The sequence below is a fragment of the Rhodococcus sp. TAF43 genome, assembly GCF_052113525.1.
Taxonomy (GTDB): Bacteria; Actinomycetota; Actinomycetes; order Mycobacteriales; family Mycobacteriaceae; genus Prescottella.
In genome coordinates, this window is the sequence record NZ_JBFRDL010000006.1 from 127,871 (window position 1) to 144,433 (window position 16,563).

The 16,563-nt window shown below is 70.4% G+C and carries 16 protein-coding genes; 4 read left to right on the plus strand and 12 right to left on the minus strand.

The window, feature by feature from the left end:
• Positions 1 to 59 precede the first annotated feature (59 nt).
• Genes AB4Z09_RS06430 through rfbD form a run of 3 tightly spaced genes read right to left on the minus strand, consistent with a single transcriptional unit; the run spans position 60 to position 2,936 of the window.
• Positions 60 to 1,139: a sugar phosphate nucleotidyltransferase gene (locus AB4Z09_RS06430; RefSeq protein ID WP_174911984.1), complete on the minus strand. Its 1,080-nt coding sequence runs from the start codon at positions 1,137 to 1,139 to the stop codon at positions 60 to 62.
• Entirely contained in the window at positions 1,136 to 2,053 is a 918-nt protein-coding gene (locus AB4Z09_RS06435; RefSeq protein WP_442239384.1) for a glycosyltransferase, read from the minus strand. Before AB4Z09_RS06435 ends, AB4Z09_RS06430 begins: the two co-directional genes overlap by 4 nt.
• Before the next feature lie 34 nt (positions 2,054 to 2,087).
• Entirely contained in the window at positions 2,088 to 2,936 is an 849-nt protein-coding gene (rfbD, locus tag AB4Z09_RS06440; protein WP_442239385.1) for a dTDP-4-dehydrorhamnose reductase, read from the minus strand.
• 186 nt (positions 2,937 to 3,122) lie between these two features.
• On the opposite strand from rfbD, the gene AB4Z09_RS06445 reads away from it, so the two are divergent.
• The gene (locus tag AB4Z09_RS06445; RefSeq protein ID WP_442239386.1) at positions 3,123 to 4,622 is read left to right on the plus strand and encodes an LCP family protein; all 1,500 of its coding nucleotides are present in this window, start codon (positions 3,123 to 3,125) and stop codon (positions 4,620 to 4,622) included.
• Positions 4,623 to 4,662: 40 nt separating this feature from the next.
• Positions 4,663 to 5,373 (plus strand): TIGR03089 family protein, encoded by a 711-nt coding sequence (locus AB4Z09_RS06450; RefSeq protein ID WP_174911993.1) that lies wholly within the window; start codon positions 4,663 to 4,665, stop codon positions 5,371 to 5,373.
• Here the strand turns inward: AB4Z09_RS06450 and AB4Z09_RS06455 are convergent.
• Genes AB4Z09_RS06455 through AB4Z09_RS06465 form a run of 3 tightly spaced genes read right to left on the minus strand, consistent with a single transcriptional unit; the run spans position 5,358 to position 8,972 of the window.
• Entirely contained in the window at positions 5,358 to 5,717 is a 360-nt protein-coding gene (locus tag AB4Z09_RS06455; protein WP_114721898.1) for a hypothetical protein, read from the minus strand. The two genes, AB4Z09_RS06450 and AB4Z09_RS06455, sit on opposite strands and share 16 nt — an antisense overlap.
• A gap of 55 nt (positions 5,718 to 5,772) precedes the next feature.
• Positions 5,773 to 8,217, minus strand: a complete 2,445-nt coding sequence (locus tag AB4Z09_RS06460; RefSeq protein ID WP_174911996.1) for an FtsX-like permease family protein — start codon at positions 8,215 to 8,217, stop codon at positions 5,773 to 5,775.
• Positions 8,217 to 8,972, minus strand: a complete 756-nt coding sequence (locus AB4Z09_RS06465; RefSeq protein WP_174911999.1) for an ABC transporter ATP-binding protein — start codon at positions 8,970 to 8,972, stop codon at positions 8,217 to 8,219. The genes AB4Z09_RS06460 and AB4Z09_RS06465 overlap by 1 nt, the downstream gene beginning before the upstream one ends.
• A gap of 258 nt (positions 8,973 to 9,230) precedes the next feature.
• Between AB4Z09_RS06465 and AB4Z09_RS06470 the strand changes: the two genes are divergently transcribed.
• Positions 9,231 to 9,980, plus strand: a complete 750-nt coding sequence (locus AB4Z09_RS06470; protein WP_174912002.1) for an endonuclease domain-containing protein — start codon at positions 9,231 to 9,233, stop codon at positions 9,978 to 9,980.
• A gap of 77 nt (positions 9,981 to 10,057) precedes the next feature.
• Here AB4Z09_RS06470 and AB4Z09_RS06475 read toward each other — a convergent pair whose 3' ends face one another.
• From AB4Z09_RS06475 to AB4Z09_RS06490, 4 genes are all read right to left on the minus strand, one after another.
• Complete coding sequence (locus AB4Z09_RS06475; protein WP_174912004.1) at positions 10,058 to 10,747, minus strand: response regulator; 690 nt, start codon at positions 10,745 to 10,747, stop codon at positions 10,058 to 10,060.
• A gap of 10 nt (positions 10,748 to 10,757) precedes the next feature.
• Complete coding sequence (locus tag AB4Z09_RS06480; RefSeq protein ID WP_174912006.1) at positions 10,758 to 11,942, minus strand: sensor histidine kinase; 1,185 nt, start codon at positions 11,940 to 11,942, stop codon at positions 10,758 to 10,760.
• A gap of 30 nt (positions 11,943 to 11,972) precedes the next feature.
• Positions 11,973 to 12,446 carry a 5-(carboxyamino)imidazole ribonucleotide mutase gene (gene purE, locus AB4Z09_RS06485; RefSeq protein ID WP_442239412.1) on the minus strand — a complete coding sequence of 158 codons (474 nt, stop codon included), beginning with the start codon at positions 12,444 to 12,446 and terminating at the stop codon, positions 11,973 to 11,975.
• Between the two features lie 69 nt (positions 12,447 to 12,515).
• Positions 12,516 to 13,781, minus strand: coding sequence for a 5-(carboxyamino)imidazole ribonucleotide synthase (locus AB4Z09_RS06490; protein ID WP_174912009.1), 1,266 nt, complete (start codon positions 13,779 to 13,781; stop codon positions 12,516 to 12,518).
• Positions 13,782 to 13,912: 131 nt separating this feature from the next.
• Between AB4Z09_RS06490 and AB4Z09_RS06495 the strand changes: the two genes are divergently transcribed.
• Positions 13,913 to 14,533, plus strand: coding sequence for a GtrA family protein (locus tag AB4Z09_RS06495; protein ID WP_442239387.1), 621 nt, complete (start codon positions 13,913 to 13,915; stop codon positions 14,531 to 14,533).
• On the opposite strand, the gene AB4Z09_RS06500 is transcribed toward AB4Z09_RS06495, so the two are convergent.
• Entirely contained in the window at positions 14,530 to 15,855 is a 1,326-nt protein-coding gene (locus AB4Z09_RS06500; RefSeq protein ID WP_174912015.1) for a sensor histidine kinase, read from the minus strand. The two genes, AB4Z09_RS06495 and AB4Z09_RS06500, sit on opposite strands and share 4 nt — an antisense overlap.
• A 12-nt stretch (positions 15,856 to 15,867) precedes the next feature.
• Positions 15,868 to 16,548, minus strand: coding sequence for a response regulator transcription factor (locus tag AB4Z09_RS06505; RefSeq protein WP_114721888.1), 681 nt, complete (start codon positions 16,546 to 16,548; stop codon positions 15,868 to 15,870).
• Positions 16,549 to 16,563 lie beyond the last annotated feature (15 nt).

Genomic DNA, 16,563 nt, shown 5'->3' on the forward strand with positions numbered 1-16,563 from the left:
CAGTATTTCAGTAGCAAGACTAAGGAAGCCGGCTCAGTGCCGAATCACACGTCGCCGAATCACACGTCGGTGCTGAAGCGCACTCCGCCGTCGGGCAGCTTGACGCCGGGCCACACTCGCGCCCCGCCGATCAGTTCGCACCGCGCACCGACATCCGCGCCGTCGCCGATCACGGCGTCGCGGATCAACGCGCGCGGACCGATACGCGCGCCGAAACCGATGATCGACCGCTCGACCACGGCACCGGCCTCCACCTGGGCGCCGTCGAACAGCACCGCGCCGTCGAGTCGGGCGCCCGCGCCCACCTCGGCGCCCCGCCCCACGACGGTGCCGCCGATCAGCAGCGCGCCCGGTGCGACACCCGCGCCGGGATGGACCAGCGACTCGCCGCGCGGACCCTCGAGTGCCGGCGACGGCGCGATGCCGCGCACCAGGTCCGCGGAGCCGCGGACGAAGTCGTCGGGGGTACCCATGTCACGCCAGTACGACGTGTCGACGTGACCGAACACGCGGGCCCCGTCGGCCAGCAGGGCCGGAAACACCTCACGCTCGACCGACACCGGGCGATCCGACGGGATCTTCTCGATGATCTCGCGGCGGAAGACGTAGCAGCCGGCATTGATCTGGTCGGTCGGCGGATCCTGGGTCTTCTCCAGGAACGCCTTGACCCTGCCGTCGTCGTCGGTGGGCACGCAACCGAACGCGCGCGGATCGCCGACCCGCACGAGGTGCAGCGTCACATCGGCGTTGGTCCGGTGATGGGTGTCGAGCACCGCCCCGAGATCGGTGCCGCCCAGGACGTCACCGTTGAAGACCATGATGTTGTCCGCACGCAGGCTCGGCAGCACGTTGCGGATGCCGCCGCCGGTACCCATCGGCTCGACCTCGGTGACGTACTCGATCTCGAGTCCCAGGTCGCTGCCGTCACCGAAATGCTCCTCGAACACCTGGGCCTTGAACGACGTGCCCAGCACGACGTGCGTGATCCCGGCCTGCTTGATCCGGGCCAACAGGTGCGTGAGGAACGGCACCCCGGCAGTGGGGAGCATGGGCTTGGGGGCGGACAGCGTCAGCGGACGCAGCCGGGTCCCCTGACCCCCGACCAGAATGACGGCATCGGTCGCCGAAGCAGTTGTCATGCTTTCCCCTCAATCTCGATCTCTCGACGCTCGTTCTGCTTGCGCTCGTCTTCCCGGCGCTCCCGAACCGCTGCCGCGACCGCGAGCTTCGAACGCAAGGCGAGTCCACCCCGCAGAGCCCACCGCAGCGGGGCCTGCCACCACGCGGGGTGGCGATCGGCCTGGAAGCGGTAGGCGCTCTGATGATGGGCGGGCAGCATCAACTCGGGATGCCGGCCCGCGGCATGGCCTTTGGCATGGGTCACCTCGGCCGACGGCACGAAGACGTTGAGCCAGCCCGCCTTACCAAGCCGGTCACCGAGGTCCACATCCTCCATGTACATGAAGTAGCGGGAGTCGAAGCCGTCGATCGAGTCGAACGCGACCCGGCGCAGCAGCAGGCACGAGCCGGACAACCACCCGGCGGGACGCTCGATGATGGTCTCGTTCTCCTGGAGGTACCGCTGCGTCCACGGGTTGGACGGCCAGACGGAACCGAGGACGGCGTGGCCGGCACCGGAGATCAGATCGGGCACGCGACGGGCCGAGGGGTACATGCTGCCGTCGGGTTCGCGGACCATCGGCCCGAGGGCACCGGCCCGCGGCCAGCGCGCTGCCGCGGCGAGCAGTTCGTCGATCGCGCCGGGCGACCAGCGCACATCGGGATTGACGACGACGACGAACTCGATGTCTGGGTCGATCTCGGCGACGGCGCGATTGATCGCACCGCCGTACCCGATGTTGCCGCCGGTGCGGAGCAGTCGGACGTGATCGTGAGCCGCCTCAGCGGCCTCGGGCGCCCCGTCGGTCGACCCGTTGTCGGCCAGGATGACCTGCGGGTTTTCGACCGTCGCATCGGCCAACGTGTCGAGGAAATGCTCCAGATGCTCGCCGGGCGAGTAGGTCACCGTCACCACGGCCAGCTTCGAACTCACGCGGGCAAGCGTATCCCGAAAGCCCGCATCGTCCTCATTCGAGCCGGGCCAGCGCGTCGCCCAGCGCGTCCTGCCACGGCCGCAGCGGGGTCAGACCGGCTGCAACCCACGACGCGGGCGAGAGCGCCGAGTAGGCGGGTCGCGGCGCGGGGCGCACGAACTCGGCGCTGCTGCACGGCCGGACCCGCGCGGGGTCGGCGCCCACCCCCTCGAACACGGCACGGGCAAGGTCGAACCATGTCGCGGTACCCGAGTTGGTCGCGTGCAGCGTGGTCGCGCCCCCGCCGCCGGTGCGGGCCAGTTCGAGCAGTCCGGCAGCGAGGTCCGCGGAGTACGTGGGCGAACCCACCTGGTCCGTGACCACCTGGACGGTGTCGCGGTCGCGCTCGAGCCGCAGCATCGTCGCGACGAAGTCGTTCCCGACTCCCGTGTACACCCATGCCGTCCGGACGATCTGCGCGTCAGGCAGCACCTCGCGGATCGCAAGCTCGCCGGCGAGCTTGGTCCGGCCGTACACCGTCTGCGGATCGGTGGGGTCGTCCGTCTCGTACGGCACGGCACGGTCCCCCGCGAAGACGTAGTCGGTGGAGACGTGGATCAACCGCGACCCCGCACGCGCACACGCCGACGCCAGGTTCCGCGGCCCGGTCGCGTTGACCGCGGCGGCGGTCTCCTCGTCCGACTCCGCGGCGTCCACGGCGGTATAGGCCGCGCAGTTCACCACCACCGAACCGGGTTCCACCCAGGCGTCGACGGCACCGCGGTCGGTGATGTCGAGCTCGTCCGAACCCACTCCGACGATCGGGACGTCGACGAGGTCCTGTAACGCGAGCAGGCGACCACCCAACTGCCCGCGTGCGCCGGTCACCAGAATCCTCTTCACGGGTTCCGAGTCTGGCACGCCGGACAGCTGTATCGCGTGCTGCGCGCAGAACACCAGTAGCCTTGACAGCGGTTGTAATCGCGCAGTTGCTCGGATTGCGATTCGGAATGCAGTTCGGATCTGCTCGGATTTTCAAGGATCTTCAGGGAGGGGCCACAGGTGCCGCAGGAGCCCACCGCATCGGAAGTGCCGCGACCGCCAGCCCCGGTCTCGCGCATCCAGATCGCCATCGCGGTCGCTGCGGTGCTGGTGCTCGTGATCACCGGATTCGCTTGGCGCAGTGTCGACTCGCTGCGGTCGAGCCTCTCGACGATCGGCGATCTCGGACTGGGCGGCGCCAAGGACGGCGCCGTCGACATCCTGCTCGTCGGTACCGACAGCCGCACCGATGCCCACGGCAATCCGCTGAGTCAATCCGAACTCGAGTCGCTGCGTGCGGGCGAGGAGGTCGCGTCCAACACCGACACGATCGTCCTGGTGCGCGTGCCCAACGACGGCAGTTCGGCCACCGCCATCTCCATTCCCCGCGACGCGTACGTCGACGTGCCCGGGATCGGGATGTCGAAGATCAACGCCGCTTACGGCGCGACCAAGGAAACCGAGCGGCAGAAGCTGGTCGAGGACGGGGAATCCGATTCCGACGCCGAGAAGGAATCGACGCAGGCGGGCCGCGAAGCGCTCATCAAGTCCGTCGCGAAGCTGACCGGCATCACCGTCGACCACTACGCGGAGATCGGCCTGCTCGGCTTCGTCCTGCTCACCGACGCGGTCGGCGGGGTCGACGTGTGCCTCAACGCGGCTGTCGACGAACCGCTCTCGGGTGCGAAGTTCCCCGCCGGCGACCAGACACTCGACGGCTCCGATGCCCTGAGCTTCGTCCGCCAGCGACACAACCTGCCCCGCGGCGACCTCGACCGGATCGTCCGCCAGCAGGTGTTCATGGCCTCGCTGGTGCGCGAGGTGCTGAGCGCGCAGACCCTCACCAACCCCGGCAAGCTGAACGAGCTCAGTTCCGCGGTGCAGCGGTCGGTGGTGCTCGACGCCGACTGGGACATCATCGAGTTCGCCACCCAGCTCAAGGACCTCGCGGGCGGCAAGGTCAAGTTCGAGACGATCCCCGTCGTCGACATCAACGCGATGACCGACTACGGCGAGTCGATCGTGCAGGTCGATCCCAAGGCCGTCCGCAAGTACGTCGCCGGACTGGTCGGTGAGGAACCCACCGAGGACAAGTCCGACCAGAGCACCACGTCCGCCGTCCCGACCGAGATGCCCGACATCGATCCGTCCTCCGTCACCGTCGACGTCTCCAACGACAGCAGCATCAGCGGTCTCGCCTCGAGCGTCGGAACGACCCTCGACGGCAAGGGCTTCGGCCTCGGCGAGGTCGGGAACAACACGGGCAAGTCCGTGACGCGATCCACCGTGTTCGCGAACAAGTCGGACAGCAAGGGCGCCCAGGCCGTCTCGGTGACTCTCGGTGGCCTGCCGATCGAGACCGACAAGTCGCTGTCGTCGGGCACCGTGCGTGTCGTCCTCGCCGGCGACTACAAGGGTCCCTCCGGAACCTCGTCGGGCTCCGGATCCGGATCCTCGGGCATCTCCAGCGCCGGCACCTCGCCCACCCCCGTCGAACCCGGTCCCGCGATCGACGCGGGCAACAACGGCCCCCACTGCGTAAATTGAGCGGTCACCACTGCGTCGACCGAGTACAGATCGGAACACCGTGCCCAACCTGACCACCGCGCTGCTCGACCCGATCCTGGCCACCGACCCGGCCGGCCCGCGGATCACGTACTACGACGACGCCACCGGCGAGCGGGTGGAGCTGTCCGCGATCACGCTGGCGAACTGGGCCGCCAAGACCGCCAACTTCCTGTGCGACGAGTTCGCGCTGATGCCCGGCGCGCGGGTCTCGGTGCTGCTGCCGGCGCACTGGCAGACCGCCGCCGTCCTGCTCGGCGCGTGGTGGGCCGGGCTCGAGGTGACGCTGGAGGCCGATCCCGACGCCGACGCGGCCCTGGTCACGGCGGATCGACTCGACGACGTCGCCGATGCGCCCGAGGTTGCGGTGCTGTCGCTGGACGCCTTCGGCCGTCCGGTCCCCGACCTGCCGGTGGGCGTCACCGACTACGCGACCGCGGTGCGTGTGCACGGCGACCAGTTCCGTCCCGGCGGTGCCGGGTCCGCGGCGCTGGACGGCCGCGGTGTCGACGATGTCCTGACAGCGGCCCGGGCGGTGGCCGTCGCGCAGAACGTGAGCGGCTCGGACCGGGTCCTGTCCACCCGTTCGTGGGCGACCACCGACGACCTGATCGCGGGACTGGTCTCGGTCCTCGCCGCCGGGGCGTCGCTGGTGCAGGTGTCGAACCCGGACGACGCGGCGATGACGCGGCGCGTCGAATCCGAGAAGGTCACCGCTCAGCTCGCGACGTAGCCGCCGTCCTCGAGTCCCGCCGCGATCTCGTATCGATTGCGGGCGCCGGGGTGACGGATCTCCTCCCACAGGTACATCAGCGCGAAAACCGCGCCGTGCCAACCCCACTGGTCGGCGTGGACGGCCTCGTGCCGGATCACGCGATCGGCGGTGTTGCCTCGCGTCAGGTAGGCGCCGCCGAGCGTGGTGCCGCCGCGACCGAATCCGCCCCGCATCCCCGAACACACGAAGATCCCGTACCGGTCGTCGAATTCGATGCGGGCCCGCCACAACCGGGCGTACCGCAGGGCCACGACGGTCACGAGGCGCGAGGTCCGACTGCCGCGAGCGGCCCGGGTCAGCATGGTCTGCCGATCCCGGGCCCCTCGCGTCGTGCTCACACACCTCACGCTAGCGTCGTCACCCGGCCAGCGCCGCCACCGGCGCGGTGCGCGCTGCCCGCCGCGCCGGCAGGATCGCGGCGAGCACTCCGGCCGCTCCCCCGCCCAGCACGATCAACGCGAGGGTCGGCCACGGCAGCGTGCCCAGCACGAGGTCGTCGAAGCCGAACACCGACGCCGATCCGGTGATGCCGAACGCGAGGCCCAGCGCCACACCGAGCGCCGACGCCACCCCGGCGATCAGCACCGCCTCCCACAGCAGCAACGACCGCAGGCCCGCGCGTGTGAGCCCCACGGCGCGCAGCAGGCCCGACTCCCGGCGCCGCTCGAGCACCGACAGCGCCATCGTGTTGCCGACGCCGATCAGTGCGATCACCACGGCCACCGACAGCAGTCCCGCCACGACCAGCAACAGCGTGTCGAGGACACTGTCGAGGGTCGCGCGCATCGCCAGCGATCCACCGACCTCGCTTCCCGGTGCCAGTTGCTCCGCGAGCGCAGTGATCTCGTCCTGCACCACACGGCGCTCGTCGTCGCTCAGTCGGTCGGCGAGCCGGATCCACATCTGGTCGGTCGTCACCTGCGACGACAGGGCCGCGAGCAGGCGCGCCTCGGTGAGGGCCGGCTGGCCCGTGGACGCGCCGACCGTCAGCTCGCTTCGTCCGACGTTGCCCGTGAGGGACACCGTCTCGCCGAGGTCGAGCCCCAGATCGAGCCGGTCGTCCGGCGACAGCAGCAGCTGGTGCGGACCGGGCAGGTCGACGTCGGTGCGCAGGGTCGCCCGGACCGCCGCGACGTCCACGCCGACCACCGGCAGCGTCCGGCCGTCGGGCAGGGAGACGTCGGCGGTGCCGAGCGGGGCCACCGCGTCCACACCCTCGAGGCCGCGGATGCGCTCGGCCAGGACGCCGGGCAGTCCGGTGCTGCCACCCGCCTCGACGCTCACGTCCACCGGGAACTGGTCGTCGACCGCGCCGGGCGCACTGGCCTTCGTCACGGCGATGCCGACGACGAGCGTGCTCGTGAGCGTGACGCCGATCAGCAGGGCCGTCGCGGTCGCCGCGGTCCGGCGCGGATTGCGGCCGGCGTTGCCGGCGGCGAGCAGTCCCACCGGCCCACCGATCCGTCCCAGCAGCGCACCGACCCGAGAGATCACCGCCGGAACGATCCGCTGGCTCAGCATCACGATCGCGACGAACGTCGCCAGACCGCCGACGCACGCGATCAGCACCTGACCGGTGGTGGCCCCCAGCGCGAGGATGCCGACACCCGCGATCAACGCGAGCGTCCCGAGGACGCGGCGCGCCCGTGACACCGCGACGGGTTCGGGCGTCGATTCGAGCGGCTGCAGCGCCGCCAGCGGGGAGACCCGGGTCGCGGCACGGCTGGGAGCCGACGCCGCGGCCAGGGTCATCACGACGCCCACCACCACGCCGACGATCACCGTCACCGGCGTCACGCTCAACCCGCGCAACGGGATCGGCACGTCCGCCGCGGCCGCGATCCGGGCCACGAGCCACGCCGTTCCGACGCCCAGCATCACGCCCAGCACCGACGCGGCCACGCCGACACCGGCCGCCTCGACCCGCACACTGCGGCGGACCTGCGCCGCCGTCGCGCCCACGCACCGCAGCAGCGCCAGCTCCTGCGTCCGCGCGGCCAGCAGCACCGCGAACGTGTTGGCGATCACGAGCGCCGCGACCACGACGGCGATGGCACCGAACGCCAGCAGGACACTCGCGAGGAGGTCGGAATCGCCGAGGAACTGCTGCGATGCCAGCTCCGCCCGGTGGACACCGGTGTCGACCGTCGCATCGGCGGGCAGCGCGCCGCGCACCCGGTCCGCGAGCTGCTGCTGCGACATCACGCCGTCGCCGGCGACCCGGATCTCGCGGCTCCCGCCGCCCGTCGTCCACGCGTCGAGCTGCCCGACCGTCGCGAAGACGGTGGTGCCGTTCATCTGCTGCGCCGTGCCGGACAGATCGACCAGCCCGACCACCTTCGCGGTGTCGCTGATCTGCGCCTCGGAGCTCAGCGTGGTGACGGTCAGATCGGACCCGATCGGCACGCCCGAACCCGCGTCCACGGCGATCTCGCCCGGCGCCTCGGGGAATCGCCCGTCGGACAGGGTCTGCCAGCGCAGTCCCGGATCGTCGGACAGCGACTGCGCCGAACCGAACGACGAGCCCTCCCCGTCGCGGCGCACCTTGACGCTCGTCGAGACGTCCTCGGTGACCGCGTGGACCCCCGGCACCGCCCGGATCGCCGCCAGGTCGTCGCTGCCGCTGACCACGACGTCCGTCGTGGCGTACTGCCCGGCAAGCGAATCCGTCACGCCCGCCTTCAACGTCGAGTTCAGCGTCAGTGTCGCCACGATGAACGCGACCGCGATCACGACCGCCAGCACCGACGCGAGGTAGCGTCCCGCATGCGCGCGCATCTGCGCCCACGCCAGCCCCCGCATCAGCGCGCCCGGCTCAGGTCGTCGGCGCCGAGGAGGCGCATCGTCTCGATCACCGAATCGGTCGTGGGACGGTCGATCTCACCGGCGATCCCACCGTCGGCGATCAGCACCACCCGATCGGCGTACGACGCGGCCACCGGATCGTGGGTCACCATCACCACGGTCTGCCCGGTCTCGCGGACACTCGACCGCAGCAGGTCGAGCACCTCGGCGCCGGTCCGCGAGTCGAGGTTGCCGGTGGGCTCGTCCGCGAAGATGACATCCGGCTGCGGCAGCAACGCCCGCGCGACGGCGACGCGCTGCTGCTGACCCCCGGACAGCTCGTGCGGGCGATGTCCGAGCCGGTCGGACAGCCCGAGCCGGCGCACCACCTCGTCACGCCAGCTGTGTTCGGGCACCCGGCCCGCCAGTCGCATCGGCAGCAGCATGTTCTCCTCCGCCGAGAGCACCGGCAGCAGGTTGAACGCCTGGAACACGAACCCGATCCGCTCACGACGGAGTTCGGTGAGTGCCTTGTCGCCCAGCGCGGTGATCTCGGTGCCGCCGATCGTCACGGTTCCCGCCGTTGCGGTGTCGAGTCCGGCGAGGCAGTGCATCAACGTCGACTTGCCCGAGCCCGACGGCCCCATGATCGCGGTGAACGCCCCGGCCGCGAAGTCCACGTCCACGCCACGCAGCGCGTGCACCGCGGTCTCGCCGGCGCCGTAGGTCTTGGTCAGGCCCCGCGCCCGCACCTTCTGGTCATCAGTTCTCATGGTTACGACGTTATGGCTGGTCAGTGGCCTTCCACATCGGAGCGCGGGGCGATCTCTCGGCGGATCGCGTCATCCCGGAGTAGGACGCCGGGTCAGCCCCAGAGCCCACTCCTGCGCGATCGCCGCGGGATCCCGCGCTGCGGCCCGAGGAGTGGGCGCTCAGGCCGAACTGTCCACAGCGCCCAACTGATCCACAGGCGAACTCCTGCGCCCGAGCCTGTAGCCGACTCCGTCACCGGGCGCCCCCAGGCTGCAGCCATGAACCACTTCGGAGTCCACACGTTCGAGGAGTTGACCGCCGCCGGGGTGCCGCCGAGCACGATCGGCAGCCGCTGTCGCACCGGCCGGTACCGGCGCGTCCTCCCCCGGGTCTACGCGACCGGCGAGCCGAARATCCTCGAAGCGACGGTCCCGCCGAACATCCGGGCCCGCGCACCCGAGTGGCTCCGGATCCACCGCCTGGTCCTGGACCCGGCCGAGGTCGTCGAGTGCCGTTCGCTGCCGACGGTGTCGAGCACGCAGGCACTCGTCGACTGCGCGACCGTGATGCCCGCGCCCGAGTTCGAGCCCCTCGTCGACGCCGAACCGTGCCGGTCCGTGAATCCGGTGCGCGTGCGGGACCTGTGCACCGCGCATCCCGGGCGCTGGGGCAACACCGCGGCGGTGGCGCAACTGCGGGTCGCCGCGGTGCGCGCGGAGTCCGAACCCGAGCGGATCCTCGCACGGGCGTTCCACGCTCGACGCTGCCCGCTCGCCGCCAACGAAGCCGTCGGGCCGTACGTCTGCGACTTCGTCGATGCACCGGGGCGGGTGGTCGTCGAGGTCGACGGCCGCGAGTTCCACAGTGCGCCCGAGGTGTTCCGGTCCGACCGCCGACGGCAGAACTGGCTGGTCCGTCAGGGGTGGCTGGTGCTGCGGTACGCCGCGTACGACGTCCTCGAGGACTCCGGGCGGGTCGCGGACGAGGTGGTCGAGGTGGTTCGACGACGCAGGCACGCACGCCGATGACGGCGTGCGTGTCCACACCTCGAGCGTGTGCGCGGGAATCCGCGCCGAGCGCGAAGGAATGGACGCTCAGGCCGACGTCAGTCGGAGCCCAGAAGATCCTGCGGCCGCACGAGACCGATCTGGAACGCATACAGCACGGCCTGCACCCGGTCCCGCGAGCCGGTCTTCGAGAGCACCCGTCCCACGTGGGTCTTCACGGTCGCCTCGGAGACCACGAACTTCTCGGCGATCTCCGAGTTCGACAGCCCGCGCGCCATCGCCTCGAGCACCTCGACCTCGCGGGGCGTCAGGTCGTCCGGAAGCGACGGCCGCACCGCATTGCCCAGCATCGGGCCGACATGCTGCAGCAGCTTGCGGGTGGACCGCGCCTCGATGACGGCGTCGCCGCGGTGCACGGTGCGGATCGCGTCGAGCAACTGCTCCGGCGGGACGTCCTTGAGCAGGAAGCCGCTCGCGCCCGCGCTGATCGCCGACATCACGTACTCGTCGTTCTCGAACGTGGTGAGCACCACCACCTTCGGGGACTCGTCCTGCGCGGTGAGCCGGCGGGTGGCCTCGATGCCGTCCATGATCGGCATCTGCACGTCCATCAGCACGACGTCGGCGGGGGTACGCGACAGCTCGTCGACGCCACGGGCACCGTCGGACGCCTCCATCACCACCGTCAGGTCCGGCTGCGAATCGATCACCATCCGGAACCCCGCCCGCACCAGTTGCTGATCGTCGACCAGGGCGACGCGGATCGGCCGCGCGGAGGTTTCTTCCATGTCGACCAGCCTAGGGCGCGACGTACGGCAGACGGCCGCGCACCCGATAGCCGCCGCCCGGGACCGGGCCCGCGACGAGCTTGCCGCCGTGCAGCTTGGCGCGCTCGGTCATGCCGATGACACCCTGCCCGCCCGGGGACGCGTCGATCAGGGCCGCCGCGCCGCCACGGCCGTCGTCGTCGACGACGAGTTCGAGTTCGTCGCCACCCCAGTTCACCTCGACGCGCGCCACCGCCCCCGGCCCGGCGTGCTTGAGGACGTTGGTGAGGGACTCCTGGACGATGCGGTACGCCGTCAGACCCGTGCCGGTCGACAACTCGCGCGGCTCGCCCGTCACGTGCAGGTCGACGTCGAGTCCGCCACGCTGCAACTCGGCGACCAATCCCCCGATGTCACCGGCGCCGGGCATGGCCGCGAACTCGCGGGGCCGGTCCTCGCGCAGCACCGACAGCAGCGCCCGCATGTCGGTGAGCGCCTGCCGGCCCGTCGACGAGATGGTTTCGAGCGCATCGATCGCGGCCTGCGGATCCTGCGCAGCGCCGTAGCGGCCGCCGTCGGCCTGCGCGATGACGACGGTGAGCGAGTGCGCGACGATGTCGTGCATCTCGCGGGCGATGCGGGTGCGCTCGTTGACGGCCGCGAGTTCCGCCTCCTGGGCGCGTTCGAGTTCGAGCAGTCGCGCCCGCTCGGCGAGGCCCTCGAGTTCCTGGATGCGCACCCGCCGCAGGTCGCCGAACGCCCACACCGCGAGGACGAACACGATGAGGAACATCGCGGTGATCACGGCCTGTTCCCAGCCGCGTCCCTCGTACGCGAAGTACTCGGCCCCGGCCGCCGCGGCGCCCAGGATCGCGATCGCCAGCGCCGTGTAGCTGCTCCACCGCGGCGTGTACGCCGCGAACGCGTACAGCGCGACCGGCACCGCGAACGCGCTCGGCAGCAACGTGTCCGGGATCAGCACCAGGTGCGCGACCGCGAATGCCGCGACGACGAAGCCCGAGATCACGGTCCGCGACCGACGCCACGCCAGCGGCAGCGTCATCCCGAGGGTCACCGCGACGGTGACGGCGTTGCCGTCGATGAGCGCGTTCGGCAGGCACACCAACGTGAGGAGCACCGCCTCCACGCGGTCGATTCCGACCGCGTGGGCGGCGCTCCAGCGATACCAGCGCTCGCTCAGGGGGAACCGGGCCATGCCGTCAGCCTAGAACCCGGATCGAACCGGTCAGCCGAGCAGCTTGGCGCGCAGCGCCTCGTCCTTCTCCAGGACCATCTGCTCGAGACCGGCCTGGAAGACGGCCATCCGCTGCTGCAGGGCCGGATCCGATGCACCGAGGATGCGTGCGGCCAGCAGGCCCGCGTTGCGCGCGCCGCCGATCGAGACGGTCGCGACCGGGACGCCCGCGGGCATCTGCACGATCGACAGCAGCGAATCCATGCCGTCGAGGTACTTCAGCGGGACGGGCACGCCGATCACCGGCAGCGGGGTGGCCGACGCGACCATGCCCGGCAGGTGCGCGGCACCGCCGGCGCCCGCGATGATGACTTTGAGTCCCCGAGCTGCGGCGTCGCGGGCGTAGTCGAGCATGCGCTGCGGCGTGCGGTGCGCGGACACGACACCCACCTCGAACCGGACACCGAACTCGGCGAGCGCCTCGGCGGCAGCCTCCATCGTCGGCCAGTCCGAGTCGCTGCCCATGATCAGCCCGACTGCGGGCCCGTTCGATTCAGTCACTTCGTGTCGCTCCCGTGCTCGTTCCGAACAGTGTCATTCCCGCCCATGTTCATCCCACCCGTCAGTCCATTCGGCGTGCGACAGCCAGTGCGCCGCCCGCTGCGCGCGCTCGCGCACGGCCGCCACGTACTGCGGGTCGTCCGGCGAACCGTCGGCCCCGCCGAGCACGTTGACGTGCCCGATCTTGCGGTCCTTGCGCTCACCCTTGCCGTACAGGTGCACCTTCGCGTCGGGCATCCGTGCGAACAGGTGGTGCAGACGCTCGTCCATGCTCATGACGGGCGCAGTCGGTGCCCCCAAGACGTTCGCCATCACGGTGACCGGGGCGAGGGGCGACGTGTCACCGAGCGGGTAGTCGAGGACCGCGCGCAGGTGCTGCTCGAACTGCGACGTCCGCGCACCGTCCTGGGTCCAGTGACCCGAGTTGTGGGGGCGCATCGCAAGCTCGTTCACGACGAGCCGGCCGTCGGTGGTCTCGAACAGCTCCACCGCCATCGATCCGACGACGCCCAGCTCGGCAGCGATCCGCAGCGCGAGCTGTTCGGCCTCGGCCGCTCGCTCGCCCGACAGCTGGGGCGCGGGCGCGAGGACGACAGCGCACTGCCCGTTCAACTGCACCGTCTCGACGACGGGCCACGACGCGCCCTGCCCGAACGGCGAACGCGCGACCATCGCGGACAGCTCACGGGTGAAGTCGACGGCCTGCTCGACCATGAGCTCGACGCCCTTGTCGAGCTGCTCGGTGACGATGGCCTCGGCCTCGTCGGAGTCGTCGGTGATCCACACGCCACGGCCGTCGTAGCCGCCGCGCACGGCCTTGAGGACGATGGGCCAGCCGTGCTCGGCACCGAAGCGGACCACGTCCTCGGCCCAGGTGACCGCGGCGAAGGCCGGGACCGGGGCGCCCATCTCGCTGAGCTTGCGACGCATCGCCAACTTGTCCTGCGCATACACGAGCGCCTGCGGCGGCGGCTGCACGTTGACGCCCTCGGCCACCAGCACGTCGAGGTGCTCGGTGGGGACGTGCTCGTGGTCGAACGTCAGCGCGTTCGAGCCGAGCGCCGCCTTACGCAGAGCCGCGAGGTCGGTGTGGCTGCCCAGGACGACGTCGGGGCTGACCTGAGCGGCGGGCTCGTCGATGCTGCCCGCGAGCACCCGCAGCGTCTGTCCCAGCTCGATCGCGGCCTGGTGGGTCATGCGCGCGAGCTGGCCACCACCGATCATCGTCACCACGGGCATACCGCTGGGGAGATCGCGAGGAGGCGCGGGGCGAGGTTCGGAATCAGATTTGCCGGTCACGACACACCATGGTGTCACGTTCACCTCGGACCGGTTCTTCCGAGGTCATCGACGGTGTCAACCTGTGAAGAACCTGATAATGGACGATCCGCTGCATCGATCGAGATCCCGGGTTCGTAGAATACGATGTTGTGTCTTTCGTCGACGCGGCGATGAGCCGAGTTCCACAGCCGTTCAGAGCCATCGTTCTTCGCCACCACGAATTGATCAAGTTCGCAATCGTCGGCGGCACGACCATGGTGGTCGACCTCGCCATCTTCTACTCCCTGAGCCTCACGATCCTCGAGCAGAAGCCCGTGGTCGCGAAGGTCCTCTCCGGCGTGGTGGCGACCATCCTGAGCTACGTCCTCAACCGCGAGTGGTCGTTCAAGCATCGCGGCGGGCGCGAGCGCCATCACGAGGCGCTGCTCTTCTTCACGATCAGTGGCATCGGTGTCCTCATCGCGGCGGCACCGCTGTGGATCGCGAACAACGTCTTCGACATCCGGACGTCCATGAGTTTCGGGGCGCTGGTGGTGGTCGACTTCGTGCTGAACTACATCATCGGCAACCTGCTCCAGATGGTGTTCCGGTTCTGGTCGTTCCGGCGGTGGGTGTTCCCCGAGGAGAACACAGTGAACACAGTGAACACAGTGAACACAGCGAACACCGAGAACACCGAGAACACAGCGATCGCGGCGACGACCGAGCACGAGGTGATCGCGCAGCCGGAGCCGATCGAACTCGCAGGCGAGGACCCCGCCCGCCCCTAGCGCGGTTCGTGGATCCCGACCACCCGGGTCGGCGCATCGTCCTTGACCGGGGCGAGGAACACCGCGAACAGGGCGGGCCGTCGGCGCTGCAGTTCCAGGCGGCCGCCGTCCGCCTCCACGAGGGCCCGCGCCAGCGCCAGTCCGACGCCGGTGGACCCGGCACCCGAGAAGCCCCGGTCGAAGATGTGCGGCGCCAGCTCGTCGCTCACGCCCTCCCCCTCGTCCGACACCTCGACGCACACCCGCGAGTCCTTGCCGGCTTCGCGGCCCACCGGGCCGGACACCAGACGCACCGACACCGTGCAGGTGCCTGCGCCGTGCTGGAGGGCGTTGTCGATCAGCACGGACACCGCCTCCCGGAGGCGCGATCCGGTCGCCGACGACGTCAACCGCGGCTCGCCGCGCAACCGCAGCACCCGGCCCGCGTCCTTGAACGGCCCCTGCCAGTCGGCGACGACGCTCGCGAGCTCCCCCACCACCGACACCGGCTCCCGGTCCGCGGCACCGCTGGCCCGCGAGGACCGCACGAGATCGTCCACCGCGACGGTGAGCCGGTCGACCTGCGCCATCGCTTCCTCGGCCTCGTGGACGACCGCCGGGTCGGGGTGCCCGGACAGCTCGTCGAGCCGCAGTCGCACGGCGGTGAGGCGGCTGCGCAACTGGTGGGAGACGTCGCCGACGAGCGCGTGCTCGCGCTGTAGGCGCCCGGCGATCTCGACCGTCGCCGAGTCGAGCACGTCGGACACGCGGTCCAGTTCGGGGATCCCGTGACGCCGGGAGTCGGGCCGGAAGTCGCCCTCCGCGAGCCGGGCGGCGCGGTCGGCGACGTCCTTGAGCGGATCGGCGAGACGTTTCGCGGTCACGACGGCCACGCCGGCTCCGGCGCCGATCGACGCGAGCACCAGCAGGGTCACCGCACCGACCGCCTGACGCTGCAGGGTCCGCATCCGATCCGACGGCATCTCGAGGCGCAGCGACCCGGACGTCCCCATCGACAGGGATTCGACGAGCGGTGACGGCACCGATTCCGCGCCGATGTCGAGTCGCGACGCCCCCTCCTCCGGTGTCGGGTAAACGACCACGAGTTTGCCGCCCTCCGGCACGACCAGCCGCAGCCCCGTCGTGTCGAGTCCGCCTTCGACGACGCCGGAGGCACCCTCCTGCACGATGATCTCGGCGGCCATTCGGTCGAGCCGACCCTGCAGGTCGCTGCGAGTGAAGTCCTCCACCCACAGCCACGCGGTATAGATCAGTGGAACACCGAGCAGCAGCCCCGTGAAGATGACGACGGCGAGGATCGATTGCAGGATTCTGCGGCGCACGGCGCGGGAAACCTAGTCGGTGTTGATGCGGAAGCCGACGCCACGCACGGTCGCGATCCGGCGATCGGCGCCCGCTCCCTCGTCACCGATCTTTCGGCGCAGCCAGGACATGTGCATGTCGAGCGTCTTCGATCCGCGCAGTTCGACGTCGCCCCACACCTCGCGCAGGATCGTGTCGCGCGAGACGACCTGACCGGCATGTTCGAGCAGCACACGGAGCAGCTCGTATTCCTTGTTGGCGAGCGCGACCTCGGACCCGTTGACGAGCACTCGCCGGGCCGCGGGCTCGAGGCGGATACCGGCCACCTCGACGGCCACGTCCTCCCCGCTGCCACTGCGGCGGAGCAGGGCCCGAACCCGTGCCATCAGCTCGGCGAGACGGAACGGTTTGCCGACGTAGTCGTCGGCGCCGGCGTCCAGACCGACCACGAAGTCCACCTCGTCGGTGCGCGCGGTCAGCATGAGCACGGCGAGATCGAGGCTGTGCGCACGCAGCTGGCGACACACCTCGAGTCCGTCCATTCCGGGTAGACCGAGGTCGAGGATGAGGAGCTCGAAGTCACCGGTGAGCGCACGATCGAGCGCGGACGGCCCGGTCTGTTCGATCGTGACGGTGTAGCCCTCACGTCCGAGTGCACGCGACAGCGGCGCAGCGATGGCCTCGTCATCTTCGGCAAGTAGTACAGCGGTCACGACGACAGCCTACGG

Bases quoted from the DNA above. Each gene is read 5' to 3' on its own strand.
- AB4Z09_RS06430 (WP_174911984.1), bottom strand. From the start codon at position 1,139: ATGACAACTGCTTCGGCGACCGATGCCGTCATTCTGGTCGGGGGTCAG.
- AB4Z09_RS06455 (WP_114721898.1), bottom strand. From the start codon at position 5,717: ATGCTGACCCGGGCCGCTCGCGGCAGTCGGACCTCGCGCCTCGTGACC.
- AB4Z09_RS06460 (WP_174911996.1), bottom strand. From the start codon at position 8,217: ATGCGGGGGCTGGCGTGGGCGCAGATGCGCGCGCATGCGGGACGCTAC.
- AB4Z09_RS06465 (WP_174911999.1), bottom strand. From the start codon at position 8,972: ATGAGAACTGATGACCAGAAGGTGCGGGCGCGGGGCCTGACCAAGACC.
- AB4Z09_RS06475 (WP_174912004.1), bottom strand. From the start codon at position 10,747: ATGGAAGAAACCTCCGCGCGGCCGATCCGCGTCGCCCTGGTCGACGAT.
- AB4Z09_RS06480 (WP_174912006.1), bottom strand. From the start codon at position 11,942: ATGGCCCGGTTCCCCCTGAGCGAGCGCTGGTATCGCTGGAGCGCCGCC.
- purE (WP_442239412.1), bottom strand. From the start codon at position 12,446: ATGGGCAGCGACTCGGACTGGCCGACGATGGAGGCTGCCGCCGAGGCG.